The organism is Nonomuraea fuscirosea (genome assembly GCF_035917475.1).
Lineage (GTDB): Bacteria > Actinomycetota > Actinomycetes > Streptosporangiales > Streptosporangiaceae > Nonomuraea > Nonomuraea fuscirosea.
This window is the reverse complement of sequence record NZ_CP109074.1, coordinates 6913082-6930962: the sequence shown is the minus strand read 5'-3', so window position 1 is coordinate 6930962 and position 17881 is coordinate 6913082. Positions and strand designations below refer to the sequence as shown.

Sequence of the window (17881 nt, the reverse complement as noted above, 5' to 3'; positions counted from 1 at the left end):
CACCGCAGCCGGGAGCGGACGGGCCTACCCGCCCGTCAGGATGCCCGCGACCTCGTGCACGCTCTCCTCGCTGCCCACGACGACGATCACGTCGCCGGCGGCCAGCGTGAACTCGGGCCCAGGACTGGAGGCGATCTGCGCGCCGCGCACCACCGCCACGATCGACGCGCCGGTACGGGTGCGCACCCGCGCGTCACCCATGGGCCGGCCGGCGTACGGGGAGCCGGCCTGGATGGGGAGCTTCTCGCTGACCAGCCCCTCCACCTGGTCGTGCAGCGCGTCGAGCCGCCGGATGATGCGCGGCGCGCCGAGCAGTTCGGCCAGGGCGTCGGCCTCGTCGTCGTTCAGCACGACGACCGCGCCCGCCTGGTCCGGATCGTCGGCGTCGTAGATGACCAGGTCCCGGCGGCCGGTGCGGTACGACACCACCCCGATGCGCCGCCCCGAGCTCGTCCCGAACAAATGTCGTAGTCCGATCCCTGGCAACGCCGTCTGCTCGATCTCCACCGGCCACCTCACGTCATGTCCCGGTACGCGTAGACCGCGCCCCGCATCCCGATCATTTCCGAGACCGTACCTGGCCGAAACCGTGGACATCACTTCCGCTCCTGATGGGTACAGCCCCGGGATGGCGCCGGCGTGGAACCGTTCGCGCGCCGCTCACGCATCGACGACACCGTGATCCGGTACGTGCCGACGCGAAGCTATGCCCCGTATCGTCACAAATCCAGACACTTTCCGCCGTCACGTAAGGGTTCACGATGAGTCTGCAGCAGCTGTACGGGGTGTTACTGGCCGGCGGGATGGTGCTGCTCGCCGGCATCGCCGCGGCACGCACCGCCAGCAGGCTCGGGCTGCCCAGCCTGCTGCTGTTCCTGGCCCTCGGCGTGCTGCTCGGCGAGGACGTGCTCGGCATCGACTTCGACGACGCCCAGCTGGCCCAGACGCTGGGCACCTCGGCGCTGGCCGTCATCCTCGTCGAGGGCGGGCTGAGCACCCGGTGGGCCGACATCCGCCGGTTGCTGCTCCCCTCGGCCCTGCTGGCGACGGTAGGCGTCACGGTCAGCGTGGTGATCACGGCCGCGGGCGCGCACTACCTGCTCGGCATGAACCTGCAGCTGGCGCTGCTGCTGGGCGCGATCATCTCCTCCACCGACGCCGCCGCCGTCTTCTCCGTCCTGCGCGTCCTGCCGCTGCCCCGCCGCGTGGCCGGCATCGTGGAGGCCGAATCCGGCTTCAACGACGCCCCCACCGTCATCCTGGTGCTGGTGTTCTCCGCCGCCCCCGACAAACTGGGCGAACCGCTCGCCATCGCCGGGCAGATCTCGTTCGAGCTGGCGGCGGGGGCCGCGATCGGGCTGGCCTGCGGCTGGGCCGGCACCCTGGCGCTGCGCTACGTGGCCCTGCCCGCCACCGGCCTCTACCCGCTGGCCACCGTCGGCCTGGGCGTCATCTCCTTCGCCGCGGCGGGCGTCGTGCACGCCTCCGGCTACATCGCCGCCTACCTGGCCGGCCTCGTGCTCGGCAACGCCGTCCTGCCGCACCGCGCCGCCACCCGCTCCTTCGCCGACGGCATCGGCTGGCTGGCCCAGATCGGCCTGTTCGTCATGCTCGGCCTGCTGGTCACCCCGAGCGAGCTGCCCGGCGTGCTGCTGCCCGCCGTCGTCATCGGCGCGGTCCTGCTGCTGGTGGCCCGGCCCGCGTCCGTACTGGCCAGCCTGTTCCCCTTTCGCACCGGCTGGCGGCAGCACGTCTTCATCTCCTGGGCCGGGCTGCGCGGGGCGGTGCCGATCGTGCTGGCCACCTACCCCATCGTCGCCGAGGTGCCGGGCAGCCGTCAGCTGCTCAACATCGTCTTCGTCCTGGTCGTCCTGTTCACGCTGCTCCAGGGGCCGACGCTGCCGTTGCTCGCCCGCCTGCTCGGCATCGTCCAGCCGCACGAGGCCAGAGAGGTCGACATCGAGTCCGCGCCCCTCGACGTCCTGGCCGCCGAACTGCTCACGCTCACCGTTCCGCCCGGTTCGCGGCTGCACGGCGTGGAGATCTTCGAGCTGCGGCTGCCGAAACCGTCCATCGTCACCCTCATCGTCCGCGACGGCGACACGCTCGTCCCCGAGCCGGGAACGCTCCTACGGGAAGGCGACGAGGTCCTGATCGTCACCACGCCCGACACCCGTGACCGGGTCGAGCAGCGGCTGCGCGCCGTCGGCAGGGGCGGGCGGCTGGCCCACTGGCACGGCGAACACGGCGCGGCCGAGCCCGGCCGCACGCCCCTGACCGCCGCGCCGGCGTCCTCGACGCCGGTCTCCCCGGCCCGCGCCGAGCCCGTCCCGGCGAACGACGCGGAAGACGCCCCGGAAGGGGGTCCGGGAGGCGTCGAGGCAAGGCGGGGGCGTCCGTACTGGCGGACGAAGCTGGGCGGCCGGATCCGCCCCACGAAGATCACCCCGTCCGCCCCGCCCGAGGAGGAGTCGCTGCCCGAGGCCGAGTCCGACCGGGCCGTGAACTGACGCCCGCCGGCCGGCGGGTCAGGTGAACGTGTTGGTCTGGGTGTTGCCGTCGCCGATCTGCACGCCCTTCGCCTCGTGCAGCACGACAGTGGGGCGCGGCCCGGCATGCGGCGCCCGTACCAGCGCCAGAAGGTCGCGGGCGGCCTGGAGGATCTCCGGATCCCGATCCGCGCCCGCCGCCTCCAGCGCCGCCGTCAGGCGTTCCGGCCCGTCCGGCCGGTCCTGGGCGTCCTGGTCGAGCTCGGCGAGGGCGTCCTGATCGCCGGCGAGACGGCGGCGGACGGCGTCCCGCAGGCCCGCGTAGGCGTCCTGAACGGCCGTGGAGGCGGACGCGGTCACCCCGGCGGAGGCGCCGGCCGTCAGTGCGGCCACGATCAACTCGACTGCGGTCATGAGGCCCTCCCGCACGACGACGTGGTCACCAATCTAACGCGCGGCGCTGCCGGGTGGTCGGCGGCCGTCCTGTTTGGCCCGGCGCGGATCGGGGCAGCGCTACCACCTTGCGGTATCGGCGGGCTGACGGCGGGACGCGGACGACGCGACCGCCGGACGGCGCTGCCGGACGTCCGTCCGACGACGCGAAGGAGGCTCAATGGACACCGCAGGCTGGATCATCTCCGCCATCGGCATCATGATCGCCATCGGCATCGCCTGGAGGATCGGCAGAGGCAAGGACCGGACCCGCCGCTGACCCGGCTCCCCACCGCCGGAGGATCGGCAGCACGGAGGACCCGCCCCTGACCCGGCTCCCTCGCCCGGAGATCGGCAGCGAGGGAGGATCGGACCCGCCGCCGACCCGATTCCCCATCGCCCGGTGCATCGGCGGCGAAACCCGCCTCCCCAGGGCGCGCGGCCGTCGGGTGGAGTGCCCCGTCCATCCGCACTCGTGGGCGATGGCCGCGTGACATTGTGGTGTCATGGCGAGTGCCCGCCGCCGGCATCGGGGATCGAGGGAGTGTCATGTCAGCTGAGACAGCAGAGGGCTCCGGCGAGGCGGGCCGCAGCCTGGGAACACTCCTGCGCGCCTGGCGGGACCGGGCGCTGCTGACCCAGGAACAGCTCGCCGACCGTGCCGGCGTCAACGCCAGGACCATCCGCCGGCTCGAAGGCGACCTCGTGGAGCGGCCCCGCGCGGCCTCGCTCCGGCTGCTGGCCGACGCACTCGGGCTCGACCCGCGGGAGCAGGACGTGCTCACCGCCGTGGCCCGTTCGCAGGCCGTACCGGCTGCGGAGCCTGATGAGCGGGACGGCGACGAGCCGCCCGAGGTGGTCGTCCCCACCCCGCCCAGGCCCCGGCAACTGCCGGTCGGCGTGGCCGGGTTCGCCGGGCGTACGGGAGCGCTGGAAGAGCTGGACCGTCACCTCGACGCGGGCGCGGGCGGGACGAGGATCTGCGTCGTCACCGGCACGGCCGGCGTCGGCAAGACGTCCCTGGCGCTGCACTGGGCGCACCGGGCGCGCGGCCGGTTCGAGGACGGCGAGCTCTACCTGAATCTGCAGGGGTTCGGCCCGGCCGGCGACGCGGTCGATCCGCGGGAGGCGCTGGGGGCGTTCCTGGAGGCCATGGGCGTGCCGCCGCGGCGCATCCCGGAGGAGCCGGCGGCCAGGGCCGCGCTGTACCGGACGACGCTGGCGGACAAGCGCGTCCTGGTCGTGCTCGACAACGCCCGCGACGCCGAGCAGGTGCGCTGGCTGCTGCCCGGCGGCCCGGACTGCGGCGTCATCGTCACCAGCCGGCGCAGCCTGAGCGGCCTGATCACGGCGGAGGGAGCCGGTCTCGTCACGCTGGACCTGCTCTCGCGGACGGAGTCACGCGACCTGCTCGCCCACCGCCTCGGCCGCGACCGGATCGAGGCGGCCCCCGCCGCCACCGACGCGATCATCGACGCGTGCGCGCGACTGCCCCTGGCCCTGGCCATCGCCGCGGGACGGGCGGTCACCAGCCCCGTCCTGCCGCTCGACGCCCTGGCCGCGGACCTGCGGCGGGACGGCGGCGACCTGGGCGGGCTGAGCACCGGCGACCCGGCCACCAGCCTGCGGCTCGTGCTGGCCCGCTCCTACGACGTGCTGCCCGGCGACGTGGCCGGCCTGTTCCGGCTGCTCGCCGTCCATCCGGGACCCGACCTCACCGTGGCGGCGGCGGCCAGCCTGGCGGGCGTCGACGAGGCCCGGGTCTCGCGGCTGCTCGCCGCCCTGCTCGACGCGCACCTGATCACGGAGGTCACACACGGCCGCTACGCCTGCCACGACCTGCTCCGCGCCTTCGCGCTGGAGCCGGCGGACAGGGCCGTGAAGGCCGGCGAGATCGGCGCCGCGGACGGGGCTGCGAAGGCCGGCGAGATCGGCGCCGCGGACGTCGCCGGCGGGGCGGGGGAGGCGGCGGTGCGGCGGGCGGCGGCGGACCGGGTCCTGGATCACTACCTGCACACCGCGTACGAGGCCGCCCTGCGCCTGCACGTGCCCGCCGAGTGGCTGCTGCCCCCGGGGCCGCCCGCGCCCGGCGTCCGCGCCGAATCCCCGGCGGGACACCGGCAGGCGCTGGCCTGGTTCCAGGCCGAGCACGCGGTCCTGGCGGCGGTGCTCCGCCAGGCCATGGCCGACGGCCGCCACGCCCAGGCGGTCCGCCTGGTCTCGGCGCTGCAGTTCTGGCTGATGCGCAGGGGACACCGGCAGGAACACCTCGACTGCCTGCGCGTGGCCCTGGAGGCGGCCGCCCGCACGGGCGATCAGCGGGCGCGGGCGGCCACGCACCGCTGGCTCATCCCGGTGACCGCGGAACGCGGCGAGTCCGACCAGGCGTACACGCACTTCCGCCGGGCGCTCGCCTACGCCCGCGAGGCCGGCGACCTGGCCGAGGAGGCCTTCTCCCTCTTCGACATCGGCCTGGCCTGCGTGCACGGGGGACGGATGGAGGAGGCGCTGGGCCACGCGCGGGCCGCACTCGAACCCCTGCGCGCGGCCCGCCTGACCGCCACGGAGGCCTACGTCCTGAACCTGATCGCCTGGTGCCGGTGCGCCCTCGGCGACCACGAGAGAGCACTACAGGCCGGCGAGAAGGCGCTGGCCATCGCCACGGAACGGGGCGACGAGTCCGTGCGGGGCCACATCCTCGACACGCTGGGGATGATCAGGCACCACCGGGGCGAGCACGACGACGCGATCACGCACTTCCGCCGCGCCCTGGCCTCGTGCGGCGCGCTCGGCCACCGCTACGACGAGGCCGAGATCCTGCTCCACCTCGGCGACACGCTCCAGGCCGCCGGCCGGACCGGCCAGGCGGCGCACACCTGGCGGCGCTCCCTGGCCATCCTGGTCGAGCTGGGGCACCCCGCCGCCGACGACGTACGGGCGCGGCTGCCGGACCACGACCTTTCACCAGCCACGCCAGAACCCGTCTTTCCCGAATAGGCGCCCGCGTCGATTCACGGGGGTCCGCGAATCGATTCCGTCGCGGGAGTGTGAGCCGTTGTCCGGCCACCACCGAGAAGACCGGACAAACGACAGCGGGGCGTCGTCCGGCCCGGGGAATGGCGCGGAAATAAGCGGTGGCGCCGCCCACGCGACCCGACATGCGGACAGCGGCTTGTGCTGACATTGACCTTCTCCGTCACGGGGGATGCGGGCGATGACACGAAAAGATGGGCTCGGGCTGTCGTGTCGGACCGCGAGACGGTCAGCCGCGGATCGCGGTGGTTTCGCGGGTGAACTGGCGGCGGCCGATCAGCTTGTAGGCCAAACGAGCTGGGGCCGGCACGACCCGCATGAACCTCTGCCGTTCCGCGTCATCGGTTTCCTCGATGATGTGGCCGAGGACGACCAGCCGCCGAGTGAGCGGAATCGCGCTCATGCCGTGCTTGCCGAGCGCGTCCCATTCGCTTTGCGTCAGCGTGACCGAGACGATCGGGAGCAGTTTCTGCTCCTCCTCGGCCAGGTGATCGATCAGTGTCGGCATCGTGGCGTCGATGAGGGCCGCCATCCGCTCGCCGGCGGCGGCGTCCGCGCTCGCCGTCCACGCCGCAAGCTCCGCGCCGACGGCCGCGACGGCGGCGTCGACCTGCGCGTGCTGCGCGTCCATCCGGTCCATCAGCTCCGCGTCGAGCGCGGCTCGCTCGTGCAGCAAGGGAAAGAGCAGCTCGTCCTCGCCGGTGTGGTGCGTATGGAGGAAGTCCAACATCTCCCGGGCGTGCGCACCGATGACCTTGGATCGCGCACGGTCATTGGCCGCGGAGCGCAGCAGTTGGGGGAGCTGGCCGAACTCGCGCCGGATGACGCGGTGGATCAGCACCATCTCGTGGGTATCGACACCGGGTCCGGAGGTACTCACCGTGACTCCTGGGTGGTCATGGCGTTCTGGACGGCTTCGCGCGCCGTGGTTGCCGGCCGGCCGATGAGCTTCACCAGGTCGTCGCTAGCGGTGAACCACTCTCCGCGAGCCAGGCCGGCATCGGCGTCGGCGACGGCGGCGGCCATCTCAGGGGGCAGCCCCGCCGCGGTCAGGGCGCTGGTGTAGTCGGCGACCGACATGTCCTGGTAGGCGATGTGGGTGCCGAGGACGTCGCTGATCGTGGCGGCGAGTTCGGTCAGGGTGAACGGCGTTCCGCCCAGCTCGTAGGTCGCTCCGAGGTGCCCGTCCTGCGTCAGCACCGCGGCGGCGGCGGCCGCGTAGTCGCGTCGGCTGGCCGCGCTGACGAGGCCATCGTGCGCGCTGCCCAGCAATGCGTGGTATTGGGTGATCATCGGGAGCTGGTCGGTGTAGTTCTCCAAGTACCATCCGTTGCGCAGGATGACGAACTCCGAACCGCTGTCACGCAGGTAGTCCTCGGTGCGGCGATGTTCGTCGGCGAGTGTCATCTGCGCGGTCGAGGCGTTGACGATGCTGGTGTACACGATTCGGGACACACCCGCTCGCCGCGCTGCGTCGATGGCGTTGCGGTGGTTGTCGAATCGCTCACCGACCGTCGTCGTTGAGACCAGCACCATCGCTTCGGCGCCTGCGAACGCCTCGTCGAGCGTGCTCGGGTCGGCGAAGTCCGCGCGCCGCACCGTGACCCCGTTCTGCGCGAGGTCGGCGAGTTTGCCCATGTCTCGGCCGGTGGCCACGAGCTGCGCCGGCGGCATTCCGGCGGCGAGGAGTAGATCGACGACGAGCCGGCCGAGGTGACCTGATGCTCCAGTGATGACAGTGGACATGGTGTTTCCCTTCGATAGGGGTGCGGTGTGAGTGAATGACGGTGTCAGTGAATCGTCGGTGCCCCGCGGCGGGTGGCTGGGGGATTCGCTAGCTCCAGCCGCCGTCGGCCTCGATGGTGGTGCCGGTGACATAGGACGCGTCTGGGGAAAGGAGGAACGCGACTACGGCGGCGATCTCGTCAGGTTGGGCCAACCGGCCGAGTGCGCTCATCGAGCGGAGGAGCGCGGGAAACGGTACTTCGGTGAGTGCAGGGTGGATGTACTCGGGGGCGTAGCGGGCCATGCGGGTGGCGGTGGCGCCGGGGGCGATCGCGTTGATGGCGATGTTCCGCTCGGCCAGTTCGGGAGCCAGATTACGCACCATGGCTGAGATGGCGGCTTTGCTTGCCGCGTACAGGGCGTGATGATGGACCGCCAGGCGCACACTGACCGAGGAGCTGAGCACGATCCGGCCGCCATCGGTCATCGCGGCGACCGCCGCCTGGGTGACGAACAGCTGTCCGGCCACGTTGGTCTGAAAGAGGCGATCGAAGTCGGCCTGGGTGATGGTTTCCAGCGCTCCGAAGTGCTCGACCCCGGCGTTGCTGACCAGCAGATCCAGGCCGCCGAACTCGGATACCACCGCGCCGACCAGCTCGTGGGTCTGTGCCACGTCACTGACATCGGCCGGGAAAGCCGACACGGCACACCCGTTGTCGCGGAGTTCGCCGACGAGCGCATCGGCGGCGGCCCGATCGGATCGATAGTTGACCGCGACCGCGGCTCCCTGGGAGGCGAGCCGCCGCACGATCGCGGCGCCGATTCCGCTGCTGCCTCCGGTGACCAGGACCCGCTTGCCCGCCAGGCTTGATGTCGATGTCATGGCGCTACTGATGTTCTCTCTCTGTCTTCTCTGGATGTGAACAGTCCTCGGCCGCCCATCCCCCGATCGGAGCCGCCGCCCAAACTAGTCAGGAATCATTACTACTGCACCGTACTGTAGCACCGATGGCGACGGCAACAGGTGCGAGGCCGCCGCGGGGCGGATGGCGCGTGCGGAACGCAACGAGCGCAGCGCTGCGCACGCGCCGCCGCGGTCGGGCCGGCGGCGATCCGGCTCGGCGGCGTTGGCGTAAGGTGTGTACCTCGTGGGGCCAGGTGGGCGACGGAGGCGAAAGCGGCATGGACGACGAGCGGCGGGTTGATCTAGGAGTGTCGTTGTTCATCCCGTACCGGTACACCGAGGACCGGATTTTCCGGGCCCTGCAGGATGCCGGGTTCGACGACTGGACCCTCGCCCAGTGCCGGGTGTTCCAACGCGTCGCCCCGGACGGTTCGCGCCTCAAGGACCTCGCTGACCAGGCGCAAATGACCAAGCAGAGCGCCGGCGTGATGGTCGATCAGCTGGAACGCCTGGGCTATGTCCGCCGGGTCCCCGACCCCACGGATGGCCGCGCCCGGTTGATCGTGATCGAGCAACGCGGCCGGCGGGCGGTCGAGGTGGCCAAGGCGACACTCGACGAGATCTACTCGGAGTGGAAGGCCTACCTGGGCACCCGCAACTTCGCGTTGTTGCACCAGATCCTGGATCAACTCCGCGAGATCACCGACCCCTACGCGCGGTGAATCCGGCCCGCCCAGCCGCCGCCCCCGACTTCCGCCCCGCTGGGGCCGGCGGGCGCCGGCAGGCTTCGATTCCGCCTTGATGTAGTCAGCTTTATTTACTATATAATCAATAATCCTGACGATTGTGGCGATCGGCGGATGGTTGCCACGATGCACGGTGCCCAGCGAGGTCCCAGCCTCTGACCGCCGCAGGGCTGCCGGGTCCAGGAAACTCCTGGACCCGGCACAGGCCGGGCGGCAACTGGTCCAGTGGCTCGACAAGTGGACACCCTCGTGATCGCCTGGGTGTTCCGGTCCACAGAGATGTACCGACTGGTCGCCAGACTGCTTCCACCCGGTACGCCGGCCATTGCCGTTCAACTGCACGCCAGCCGTGAGACGTGGCACCAACGCTTCGAGCCGGACCCTGAGTGTCCGGGCCTGACCGGCTTCTACCGGAGCAGGTACACACAGGCCCCAACAACCGCGGCTGAGCACGTAGCTGACACCGGCCGCCTCACCCCCTTCGAGGTGGCTCGGCGCATGGCCGAACTGACCGGAGTCCTCCAACCTGGACCTTCCTGACTCAAGGCCGCAGCCCGATCGGGCATGACGAGAGGATTCGACACCCCCGCGCGCAAACACACTCGCCGGATCACGCGGGCTCTCCACCAAGCGCAGCTTGGCCGCCCTTGATGCCCGCTCCGCCGGCCTCCAGGCGCTTCACCGCACGAGCCGCGCCGCTCGCCGACGCGGCGTCCGGCCGGCCGGGACGGACGGCTCCCGCTTCCGCGTCGGCCAGCGCTCATGATCTGTGCGAGTGGTTCTCGATCTCGCCGCCCAGCCGGCCGCGCAGTTCGTTCAGCAGGACCGGCTCCGCGACGACGGCCCACCGGTCGCCGGCCAGATAGGTCCCGCCGTACGGCCGCGCCTCGCCGAGCCAGGCGTCCTTACCGGCCGCCGTGGCGAAGGTCATGATGGTGTACCGGCCCCGGGGTGACTGGCACACGACCTGGCGCAGCTCGGCCGAGTGCCCCTGTTCCTGCGTCCGCCCGCAGCGCGCCGCCGCGATGAGACGCTCCGCGGTCATCGCGGGCCGCGCCGCCGGCTCGGACCGGTGCCCGCCGTGACCGGTCGCGCTGAGCGGATGGGGATTCCAGATCGAGGACACGGCGAAGCCCACGCCCAGCGCCGTCAGGCAGCAGGCGACGATCGAACGCAGCCGATGCAGTACGCGTGTCACCTTGTACCCGGTCTGTCCGTACCCGTTTCCCCTGGATACGCAGCCGGCCCGGCCCGGGTTCAACGTCGCGTACCCGATTTCAAAAAGGGCGGGGGTCGTCGGACCGACGACCCCCGCCATAGGCGAACCCCCGCTACCCGGCGTAGGTCTCGAACTCGGCGACCCTCGGCGTGCCGTTCGAGCCGGTGATCCGGAACGTGATCTTGCTCAGGGAGACCGGCGTGAAGGTGATCGCGCCCGCCCCGCTGCCCGACTTCAGCACCGCGCCGTTGCCGGCGTTGAGCAGCTGCCAGGACCCGATGCCGCCGGTCGACCCCGACGGCTCGCGGATGACGACCTGGGAGACCGTCGTGGCGGAGCCCCACTTGATCGAGATGTCACCGGTCGAGCCGGAGGGTGACCAGTACGTGCTCATGTCGCCGTCGCGCACGTTGCCGTAGCTTGTCCCGCTCGCCTTGCTGGAGCCGTCGGAGCCGGCCCCGATGCTGAGGTTGGTCCCGCCAGGAGGAGGGGTGACCGTCGGCGTCACGGTGGGAGTCACGGTCGGGGTCGTCGTGGGCGTCTGGGGTGTGCAGGAGCCGTCCGACACCCGCAGCCCCTTGTTGGCGCCCGCCGTCTGCCGGACGACGTCCGGCACGCAGTTCGCCCCGTCGAGGCGGTAGGAGTACGGGACGCTGACGGAGGTGTTCGACTGCGGGTTGGGGCCGGCGGGGTTGTTGTCGCCGCTGCGGCTGGACCAGGTCACGTTGTCGAAGATGTTGCCGCTGACCTGCCAGTAGCCGGCCTCGTCGGTGTAGAACGTGCCGAGAACGTCCTTGGAGTCCTCGAAGTAATTGTTGTCCACCTTGGCGCGGCCGCCGGCCCGGGAGTTGATGCCCGACTCGTTCAGGTTCGCGTAGTGGTTGTTGTAGATGTGGGCGATGCCGCCACGCAGCAGAGGCGTGCGGGAGTCGATGTTCTGGTACAGGTTGTGGTGGAAGGTGACGTAGCCGTTCGAACGGTCGCTCTCGCTGGAGCCGATGAGCCCGCCGCGACCGGAGTTGCGCAGGGTGCTGTAGGACAGGGTCACGTACTGCGTGTCGTTCTTCATGTCGAAGAGGCCGTCGAAGCCCTCCGACTCCCCGCCCGAGGCCTCCAGGGTGACGTGATCGACCCACACGTTGCGCACGCCGCTCTCCATGCCGATGGCGTCGCCGCCGTTCGACGTGGGGGAGCCCGACTTCTTGACGTTCCTGACGGTCACGTTCTGGATGATGATGTTGCGGGCCTCGCGGATGTGGATGCCCAGCTGGTCGAAGACGGCGCCGTTGCCGACGCCGATGATCGTGACGTTGCTGATCTGCTTGAGTTCGATCACGCCGGCGGCGGTGTTGCAGCTTCCGCCCGACACCTTGGAGGTGTTGCCGTGGTTGATCGTCCCCTCGACCTCGATGGTGATCGGAGTGCTGCTGCCGGCCCGGCCACACAGGGCCGCGTGGATCGCGGTCCCCGTGGTGGCCCGCACCGTCTGCCCGCCGGCGCCGCCGGTGGTGCCGCCGTTGGCGCTCGCGTACCCGGTGACGGTGCCGACCGCCGCCGACGCCTGGATCATCGGCAGAGCCACCGCGGCGGCGGCCGCCGTGGCCGCCGCGGCCAGCGCCGCCCCGAGTCGTAACACGACTGCTCGTCTCATGCTCGTCCCGCCTTCGTCGTCGGATGCCGCACGCGGGTCTCACTGGCGCGGTCCCCGGCGCGGGCCGATCGCCGCGGGGCTCGCGGCGTCGGGCCGGCGTCGGGATCGCTTCAGTGCCCGGGGCGACCGTAGGAAAGCGCTTTCCTCATGTCAACGAGCGGTGAAACTTTCATCCCGGCATCGACACCCGGCGATCCGCGCTTCCCCGCACCCTGGAACACCGGCACGTCCGTTCCGGCAGCGGCTGTGAAAGCGCTGGTCAGCACCGGCCAAGGCGCGCTGCGGCCGTGCGGTGGCGGACCGTGCTCCGACGCGGGTCGGCCCGCCCCACCGCCGACCAGATACTGCAACAACTCGGCCGCGAGCTGCCGCGGTGACCCCGCTCCGGGTCGAACCCGTCCTAGGCGGACAGCCTCACACGCGCAGGAGGGTGACCTGGCGGCCGGAGGGCGTGGCGGCCTGCTCGAAGGCGCCTCGTTCCGCCCAGGGCAGGGCTTTGGAGCGTCGGTTGAAGACCACCAGGACGCCGGTGTCGAGGGTGAGGCGGTCGAGGTAGCGGTCGAGCTGGGTGAGGCCGTCGGGTGTGGGGTCGCTCTCGCCGGGCCGCCAGACCTTGAGCTCCATGGCCTCGCGTTGCAGTAGGCGTTCGCCGTCGGGTCCGGGGTAGGACCAGCGGATCAGCATGTCCAGGCGTTTGGTGCCCACGGCGTACTCGCGGTCGAGCTGGCCGCCGCCGTTGACGAGGCGGTGCAGGAAGGCCATGAGGATGATCTGGCAGGCGGCTTCGTGATAGCCCTCTTGCTGGATGAGGACCTCGCCGTGCTCACGCCAGAAGACGACGAACTCCTGGAGCACGCGCATCAGGTCGAACCGGCCGTCGGGCAGCACGAAACTGCGCGGATCAGCACGTACGAACCGCTCTGTGCGGTCGCCCAGCACCCGGAGCAGGACCTCCCGGTAGATGGGGTTGGCGATCTCCAGGGCCCGGGTGTCCCGGATGAGGCCCAGATCATGGACGTAGGCGACGTCCTGGTCGAAGGACATGTCCGTGCCGGGCGGCATGCCGGCCACGATCGGCTCGATCACCCGCTTGACCCGGGGGTCCTGCAGTCGGGCCGCCAGGGAGTCGAGGTGGGTGGCGCGGGCGCGGATCAGGCGTTCCTTGGCGACGTCCACCGATTCAGCGGTGATGGTGCCGGTCATCTTCATCTTGAAGGTGATCTCGTGGGCGAGGGCGTTGACCAGCCAGGGTTGTCCTTGGGTCAGCTCGAAAACTCGATCCACCGCGTCTTTGCTGAATTCCTGGCCGGTCGCCTGAGTGTGCTGGTCGTACAGCTCAGCGATCTGATCGGCGGAGAAGTCGTCCAGGCGCAGTGAGTCGGCGAGGATGTTGAACGGGCTGGCCGCGTTGTGCCGGTCGGCGGCGCCGCCGGAGGCGATCTTGTAGTCGCGCAGGTCACGCAGCCCGCACAGCACCACGGACGCGGGGAACGGGTAGCCATCTGGCCGGATGTTGTGGCCGTCGCGGAGCTGGTTGAGGATGCTGACCAGGCTGTTGCCCTGCAGGGCGTCGATCTCGTCGATGAGCAGTACCAGGCGGCGTGGGCAGCGGCGGCTCCACGCGCTCACCGCCTCTCCGAACTGTGTTCTTACCGGGAACTGCGGCCAGGGGTCCGGGGGTAGGAGTTCCTTCGGCCATTCCAGCACCTCGGTGGCCCGTCGCATGGATTGCAGCAGGATCGTCTCGGCGGCGCCGATGTCATCGCCGGTGGTTCCAGCGCGTTCGCAGGAGAACGTCAGGGCGGCGATGTCGCTCTCGGCGGTCAGGTCGGCGGCCAGGGTGCGCAGCATGGTCGTCTTGCCGGTCTGCCGGGGCGCGTGCAGCACGAAGTAGCGGTCCATCTCGATCAGCTCCCGCGCCTGGGGAAGCCGTGGCGTGGGAGGCAGCATGTAGTGCAGCCGCGGATCACAGGGGCCGGTGGTGTTGAAGTACTTCGCTCGGGGTGGCCGCATGGTCACATTGTGTCATCAACCTCGCGTTGTGGTGCCTGTTTCCAGATGAAGAGGACTCGACATACGGAGGTTCACGTCCGCTGTCGACCGGAGGAGAGGTGGCGTCGGGGCTCCATAACGCGCGCGGACGGCAAGAGCCAGGTGCCGAGGGGTGAATGCTTCCCCCTTGCGGGGGAGGCGCGACCCGCGCCGTGGGCTGAGAGTTGGTGCGGTGTTCGAGGGCTGGAGGGTGATGTGGCTGCTTCGTCGCGGGTCAGGGTGGTGGTCTGGCTGCTGCTGTGCGGGCTGGTGCCGTGGGCGGTGGTGAAGAGCGTGTGGACGCTCGGGGGTGATGTCCTGGGTGTGACCGGGCAGGCCTGGCGGCGGGGGATCGAGAGTGACGGGGGTGCCGTCTACCGGGCGCTGGCGGCCGTCGGTGTGGATCTGACGGTGGTGGCGGCGCTGCTCGGCGTGTTCCTCGCCCTCGGGCTGGTGTACCGGTGGGGGAGAGTGTTCCCGCGGTGGATGCCGCTGGTCGCCGGGCGGCGGGTGCCCGCGCTGCTGCCGCTGGTCCCGGCCTGGGGAGTGGGGGTGTGCCTGGGCGGGTACGGGATCGTCCTGCTGGTCATGGTGCCGCTCAGCCTGGTCGGGGTGATCCCGCCGTTCGCGCCGCCGGCGCCGTTCACCAGCAGCGGGGACGTCACGTGGATGATTCTCTTCGGCGGGCTGGCCTTCGGCGGGCTGGGCTGCGCGCTCGTGGTGGGGGCCTGGTCGTACGGGCGCCGGAAGGATCGAGGCGGTCCGTACGAGGGGCGTCGAGCCGGGAGGTAACGGTACCCTCCCCCAGTTTCACTGTATAGCAGATCCCCGTACCTCATGAGAAATCGAAAAGTGCTCCATACTGCCCGTTGCCAATCGACCAGACGAACGATGGAGCGACGGAAATTGGCTTATGTCATGCATTTCGACCAGATCAACTCGACGAAGGTCGCGGAGGTCGGCGGGAAGGGGGCGCACCTCGGCGAGCTCTCCGCGGTCGAGGGCGTCCGCGTGCCGGACGGCTTCTGCGTCACGACGGACGCCTTCCAGCGGATCATGGCCGGGACGTCGTCGCTCGACGCTCAGCTCGACCTGCTGTCGCGGGTGGATCCGGGCGACCGCGAGGCGATCGGCGCGCTGAGCGCCGAGATCCGCCGCGTCGTCGAAGGCGTCACGCTGCCCGGCGACCTGGTGGCGGAGATCGGCGCGGCGCTCGCCCGGCTGGGGGAGGGGACCTCCTGCGCGGTGCGTTCCAGCGCCACGGCCGAGGACCTGCCGACCGCGTCCTTCGCCGGCCAGCAGGACTCCTACCTCAACGTCGTGGGCCTGGACGCGGTCCTGCTGCACGTCCGGCGGTGCTGGGCCTCGCTGTTCACCGAGCGGGCGGTGACGTACCGGCGCCGTAACGGCTTCGACGACCGCAAGGTACGGATGGCCGTCGTCGTCCAGCGGATGGTGTTCCCCGACGCGGCCGGGATCCTGTTCACCGCGGACCCGGTGACCTCGAACCGTAAGGTCGCCACCGTGGAGGCCGGCTGGGGGCTCGGCGAGGCGCTCGTCGCCGGCCTGGTCGCCGGGGACGTCTACACGGTGCGCGACGACCAGGTCGTCAGCACGGCGGTCGCCACCAAGACGCGCTCCGTCCAGGCGTCGCGCGGCGGCGGCGTCGAGGACGCGCCGGTCGAGGCCGGGCGGCAGACGCGGCCGGCGCTGACCGACGCCCAGATTCTGCGGCTGGTACGGCTCGGCCGGCACATCGAGGCGCACTTCGGCCGCCCCCAGGACATCGAGTGGTGCCTGGCGGGCGACGACTTCCACATCGTGCAGAGCCGGCCGATCACCACCCTGTTCCCCATCCCCGAGGCCGCCGACGAGGAGAACCACGTCTACGTCTCCGTCGGTCACCAGCAGATGATGACGGACGCGATGAAGCCGCTGGGGCTGTCCATGTGGCAGCGGACGACCCTGCGCCCGATGTACGAGGCGGGCGGGCGGTTGTTCGTCGACATGGCCCCCTATCTGGCCACGCCGACCAGCCGCGCGAACATGCTGGAGATGATCGGAAAGTCGGATCCGCTCATGCGGGACGCGCTGCAGACCGTCCTCGGCCGCGGCGACTTCATCCGCACGGCGCCGGACGACGATCCCGCCGCCGCGCCCCCCACCGCGGTGCCGGCCGGGGTCGGCCAGGACGCGCCCGAGCCCGATCCGGCCCTCGTCACCGAGCTGATCCGGCGCAGCGAGGAGTCCCTGCTCACCCTGCGGCGCGAGATCGAGGACAGGTCGGGGACGGCGCTGTTCGACTACGTCGCGGACGACATCACCGAGCTGAGGCGCGTCCTGTTCGACCCACGGGGCCTTCCGCTGATCATGACGGGGATGGAGGCGAGCTGGTGGCTCAACGAGCACCTCGAGGAGTGGCTGGGCGAGAAGAACGCGGCCGACGTGCTCACGCAGTCCGTCCCGCACAACGTCACGTCCGAGATGGGCCTGGAACTGCTCGACGTCGCGGACACGATCCGGCCGCACGCCGGGCTGGTCGCGTTCCTGCAGCGTGTCGCGGACGAGGGCCGGGAAGGGGACGCCTTCCTGGACGAGCTGGCCGCGCTGGACGGCGGACCGGAGGCACGGGACGCTATCAGGAAATATCTGGACAAGTACGGCATGCGGTGCGCGGGCGAGATCGACATCACCAGGACGCGCTGGAGCGAGAACCCGGCCATGCTCCTGCCCGCCCTCCTCGGCAACGTCAGGAACTTCCCGCCCGGCGCCGCCAAACGGCACTTCGAGCAGGGCCTGGAGGAGGCGCTGCGCAAGGAGCGGGACGTGCTGGCCCGCCTGCGCGCCCTGCCGGACGGTGCGGGGAAGGCCGCGGAGACCAAGCGCATGATCGACCGCGTCCGCGCTTTCGCCGGCTACCGTGAATATCCGAAGTACGGCATGATCAGCCGCTATTTCGTCTACAAGAAGGCGCTGCTCCGCGAAGCCGACCGCCTCGTCCGGTCGGGCGTCCTGCGCGAGCGGGAGGACATCTTCTTCCTCCGGTTCGAGGAGCTGCGCGAGGTCGTGGGCACGGGTGAGGTGGACGCCGGACTCGTCCGGGAAAGGCGGGAGGCGTTCCGTTCGTACGAGACGCTCACCCCGCCCAGAGTCCTCACCTCGGACGGGGAGGCCCTGACCGGCGAGTACCGGCGTGACGACGCGCCCGAAGGCGCGCTGACCGGGCTGCCGGTCTCGGCCGGGACGGTCGAGGGCCGGGCCCGTGTCGTCACGGACATGGCGCGGGCCGACCTGGAGCCGGGCGACATCCTGGTCACCGCCTTCACCGACCCGAGCTGGACCCCGCTGTTCGTGACCGTCGCCGGGCTGGTGACGGAGGTGGGCGGCCTCATGACGCACGGCGCGGTGATCGCGCGGGAGTACGGGCTGCCGGCCGTGGTGGGGGTCGAACGAGCCACCCGGCTGATCAAGGACGGACAGCGCATCCGCGTGCACGGAACGGACGGCTACGTCGAATTCCTCGACTGAGCCCGCCGTAGGCCCGAAGAACGCGACCCCGGAAGGCGCCGTACGTCCAAGAATGCGGATATGCCATGTGACCTCCCGTTATGTCGGGGTAGGGGGAGGAGACGTTCACGCCGCGTGACATCC

General features: G+C 70.8%; 13 protein-coding genes. 5 read left to right on the top strand and 8 right to left on the bottom strand.

Annotated elements, in window-relative coordinates; translation table 11 throughout:
• Window positions 1-24 precede the first annotated feature (24 nt).
• Window positions 25-507, bottom strand: a complete 483-nt coding sequence (locus tag OIE67_RS31725) for a cation:proton antiporter regulatory subunit (RefSeq protein WP_326627341.1) — start codon at window positions 505-507, stop codon at window positions 25-27.
• Between the two features lie 254 nt (window positions 508-761).
• Between OIE67_RS31725 and OIE67_RS31720 the strand changes: the two genes are divergently transcribed.
• On the top strand, window positions 762-2510 hold the full coding sequence (locus tag OIE67_RS31720; RefSeq protein ID WP_326627339.1) for a potassium/proton antiporter: 1749 nt from the start codon (window positions 762-764) through the stop codon (window positions 2508-2510).
• Window positions 2511-2528: 18 nt separating this feature from the next.
• Here OIE67_RS31720 and OIE67_RS31715 read toward each other — a convergent pair whose 3' ends face one another.
• Window positions 2529-2903 (bottom strand): hypothetical protein, encoded by a 375-nt coding sequence (locus OIE67_RS31715; protein ID WP_326627337.1) that lies wholly within the window; start codon window positions 2901-2903, stop codon window positions 2529-2531.
• A gap of 567 nt (window positions 2904-3470) precedes the next feature.
• On the opposite strand from OIE67_RS31715, the gene OIE67_RS31710 reads away from it, so the two are divergent.
• Window positions 3471-5918 carry an ATP-binding protein gene (locus OIE67_RS31710; RefSeq protein ID WP_326627335.1) on the top strand — a complete coding sequence of 816 codons (2448 nt, stop codon included), beginning with the start codon at window positions 3471-3473 and terminating at the stop codon, window positions 5916-5918.
• A 265-nt stretch (window positions 5919-6183) separates the two neighbouring features.
• On the opposite strand, the gene OIE67_RS31705 is transcribed toward OIE67_RS31710, so the two are convergent.
• From OIE67_RS31705 to OIE67_RS31695, 3 genes are all read right to left on the bottom strand, one after another.
• Window positions 6184-6834, bottom strand: coding sequence for a hemerythrin domain-containing protein (locus OIE67_RS31705; RefSeq protein ID WP_326627333.1), 651 nt, complete (start codon window positions 6832-6834; stop codon window positions 6184-6186).
• A complete protein-coding gene (locus tag OIE67_RS31700; protein WP_326627332.1) occupies window positions 6831-7700 on the bottom strand; it encodes an SDR family oxidoreductase in 870 nt (289 codons plus the stop codon). Before OIE67_RS31700 ends, OIE67_RS31705 begins: the two co-directional genes overlap by 4 nt.
• A gap of 88 nt (window positions 7701-7788) precedes the next feature.
• Entirely contained in the window at window positions 7789-8562 is a 774-nt protein-coding gene (locus OIE67_RS31695) for an SDR family NAD(P)-dependent oxidoreductase (protein ID WP_326627330.1), read from the bottom strand.
• A 299-nt stretch (window positions 8563-8861) separates the two neighbouring features.
• Here OIE67_RS31695 and OIE67_RS31690 point away from each other — a divergent pair, with 299 nt between their 5' ends.
• Window positions 8862-9305 carry a MarR family winged helix-turn-helix transcriptional regulator gene (locus OIE67_RS31690; RefSeq protein ID WP_326627328.1) on the top strand — a complete coding sequence of 148 codons (444 nt, stop codon included), beginning with the start codon at window positions 8862-8864 and terminating at the stop codon, window positions 9303-9305.
• A gap of 784 nt (window positions 9306-10089) precedes the next feature.
• Here the strand turns inward: OIE67_RS31690 and OIE67_RS31685 are convergent.
• The 3 genes from OIE67_RS31685 to OIE67_RS31675 all read right to left on the bottom strand — a co-directional run bounded on the left by OIE67_RS31685 (window position 10090) and on the right by OIE67_RS31675 (window position 14212).
• Entirely contained in the window at window positions 10090-10527 is a 438-nt protein-coding gene (locus tag OIE67_RS31685) for a hypothetical protein (RefSeq protein WP_326627326.1), read from the bottom strand.
• A 133-nt stretch (window positions 10528-10660) separates the two neighbouring features.
• On the bottom strand, window positions 10661-12199 hold the full coding sequence (locus OIE67_RS31680) for a pectate lyase family protein (protein WP_326627324.1): 1539 nt from the start codon (window positions 12197-12199) through the stop codon (window positions 10661-10663).
• 414 nt (window positions 12200-12613) lie between these two features.
• Window positions 12614-14212 carry an ATP-binding protein gene (locus tag OIE67_RS31675; protein ID WP_326627323.1) on the bottom strand — a complete coding sequence of 533 codons (1599 nt, stop codon included), beginning with the start codon at window positions 14210-14212 and terminating at the stop codon, window positions 12614-12616.
• Between the two features lie 234 nt (window positions 14213-14446).
• Here OIE67_RS31675 and OIE67_RS31670 point away from each other — a divergent pair, with 234 nt between their 5' ends.
• On the top strand, window positions 14447-15022 hold the full coding sequence (locus tag OIE67_RS31670) for a hypothetical protein (protein ID WP_326627321.1): 576 nt from the start codon (window positions 14447-14449) through the stop codon (window positions 15020-15022).
• A gap of 126 nt (window positions 15023-15148) precedes the next feature.
• On the top strand, window positions 15149-17758 hold the full coding sequence (gene rph, locus OIE67_RS31665; protein ID WP_326627319.1) for a rifamycin-inactivating phosphotransferase: 2610 nt from the start codon (window positions 15149-15151) through the stop codon (window positions 17756-17758).
• Window positions 17759-17881: the final 123 nt, after the last annotated feature.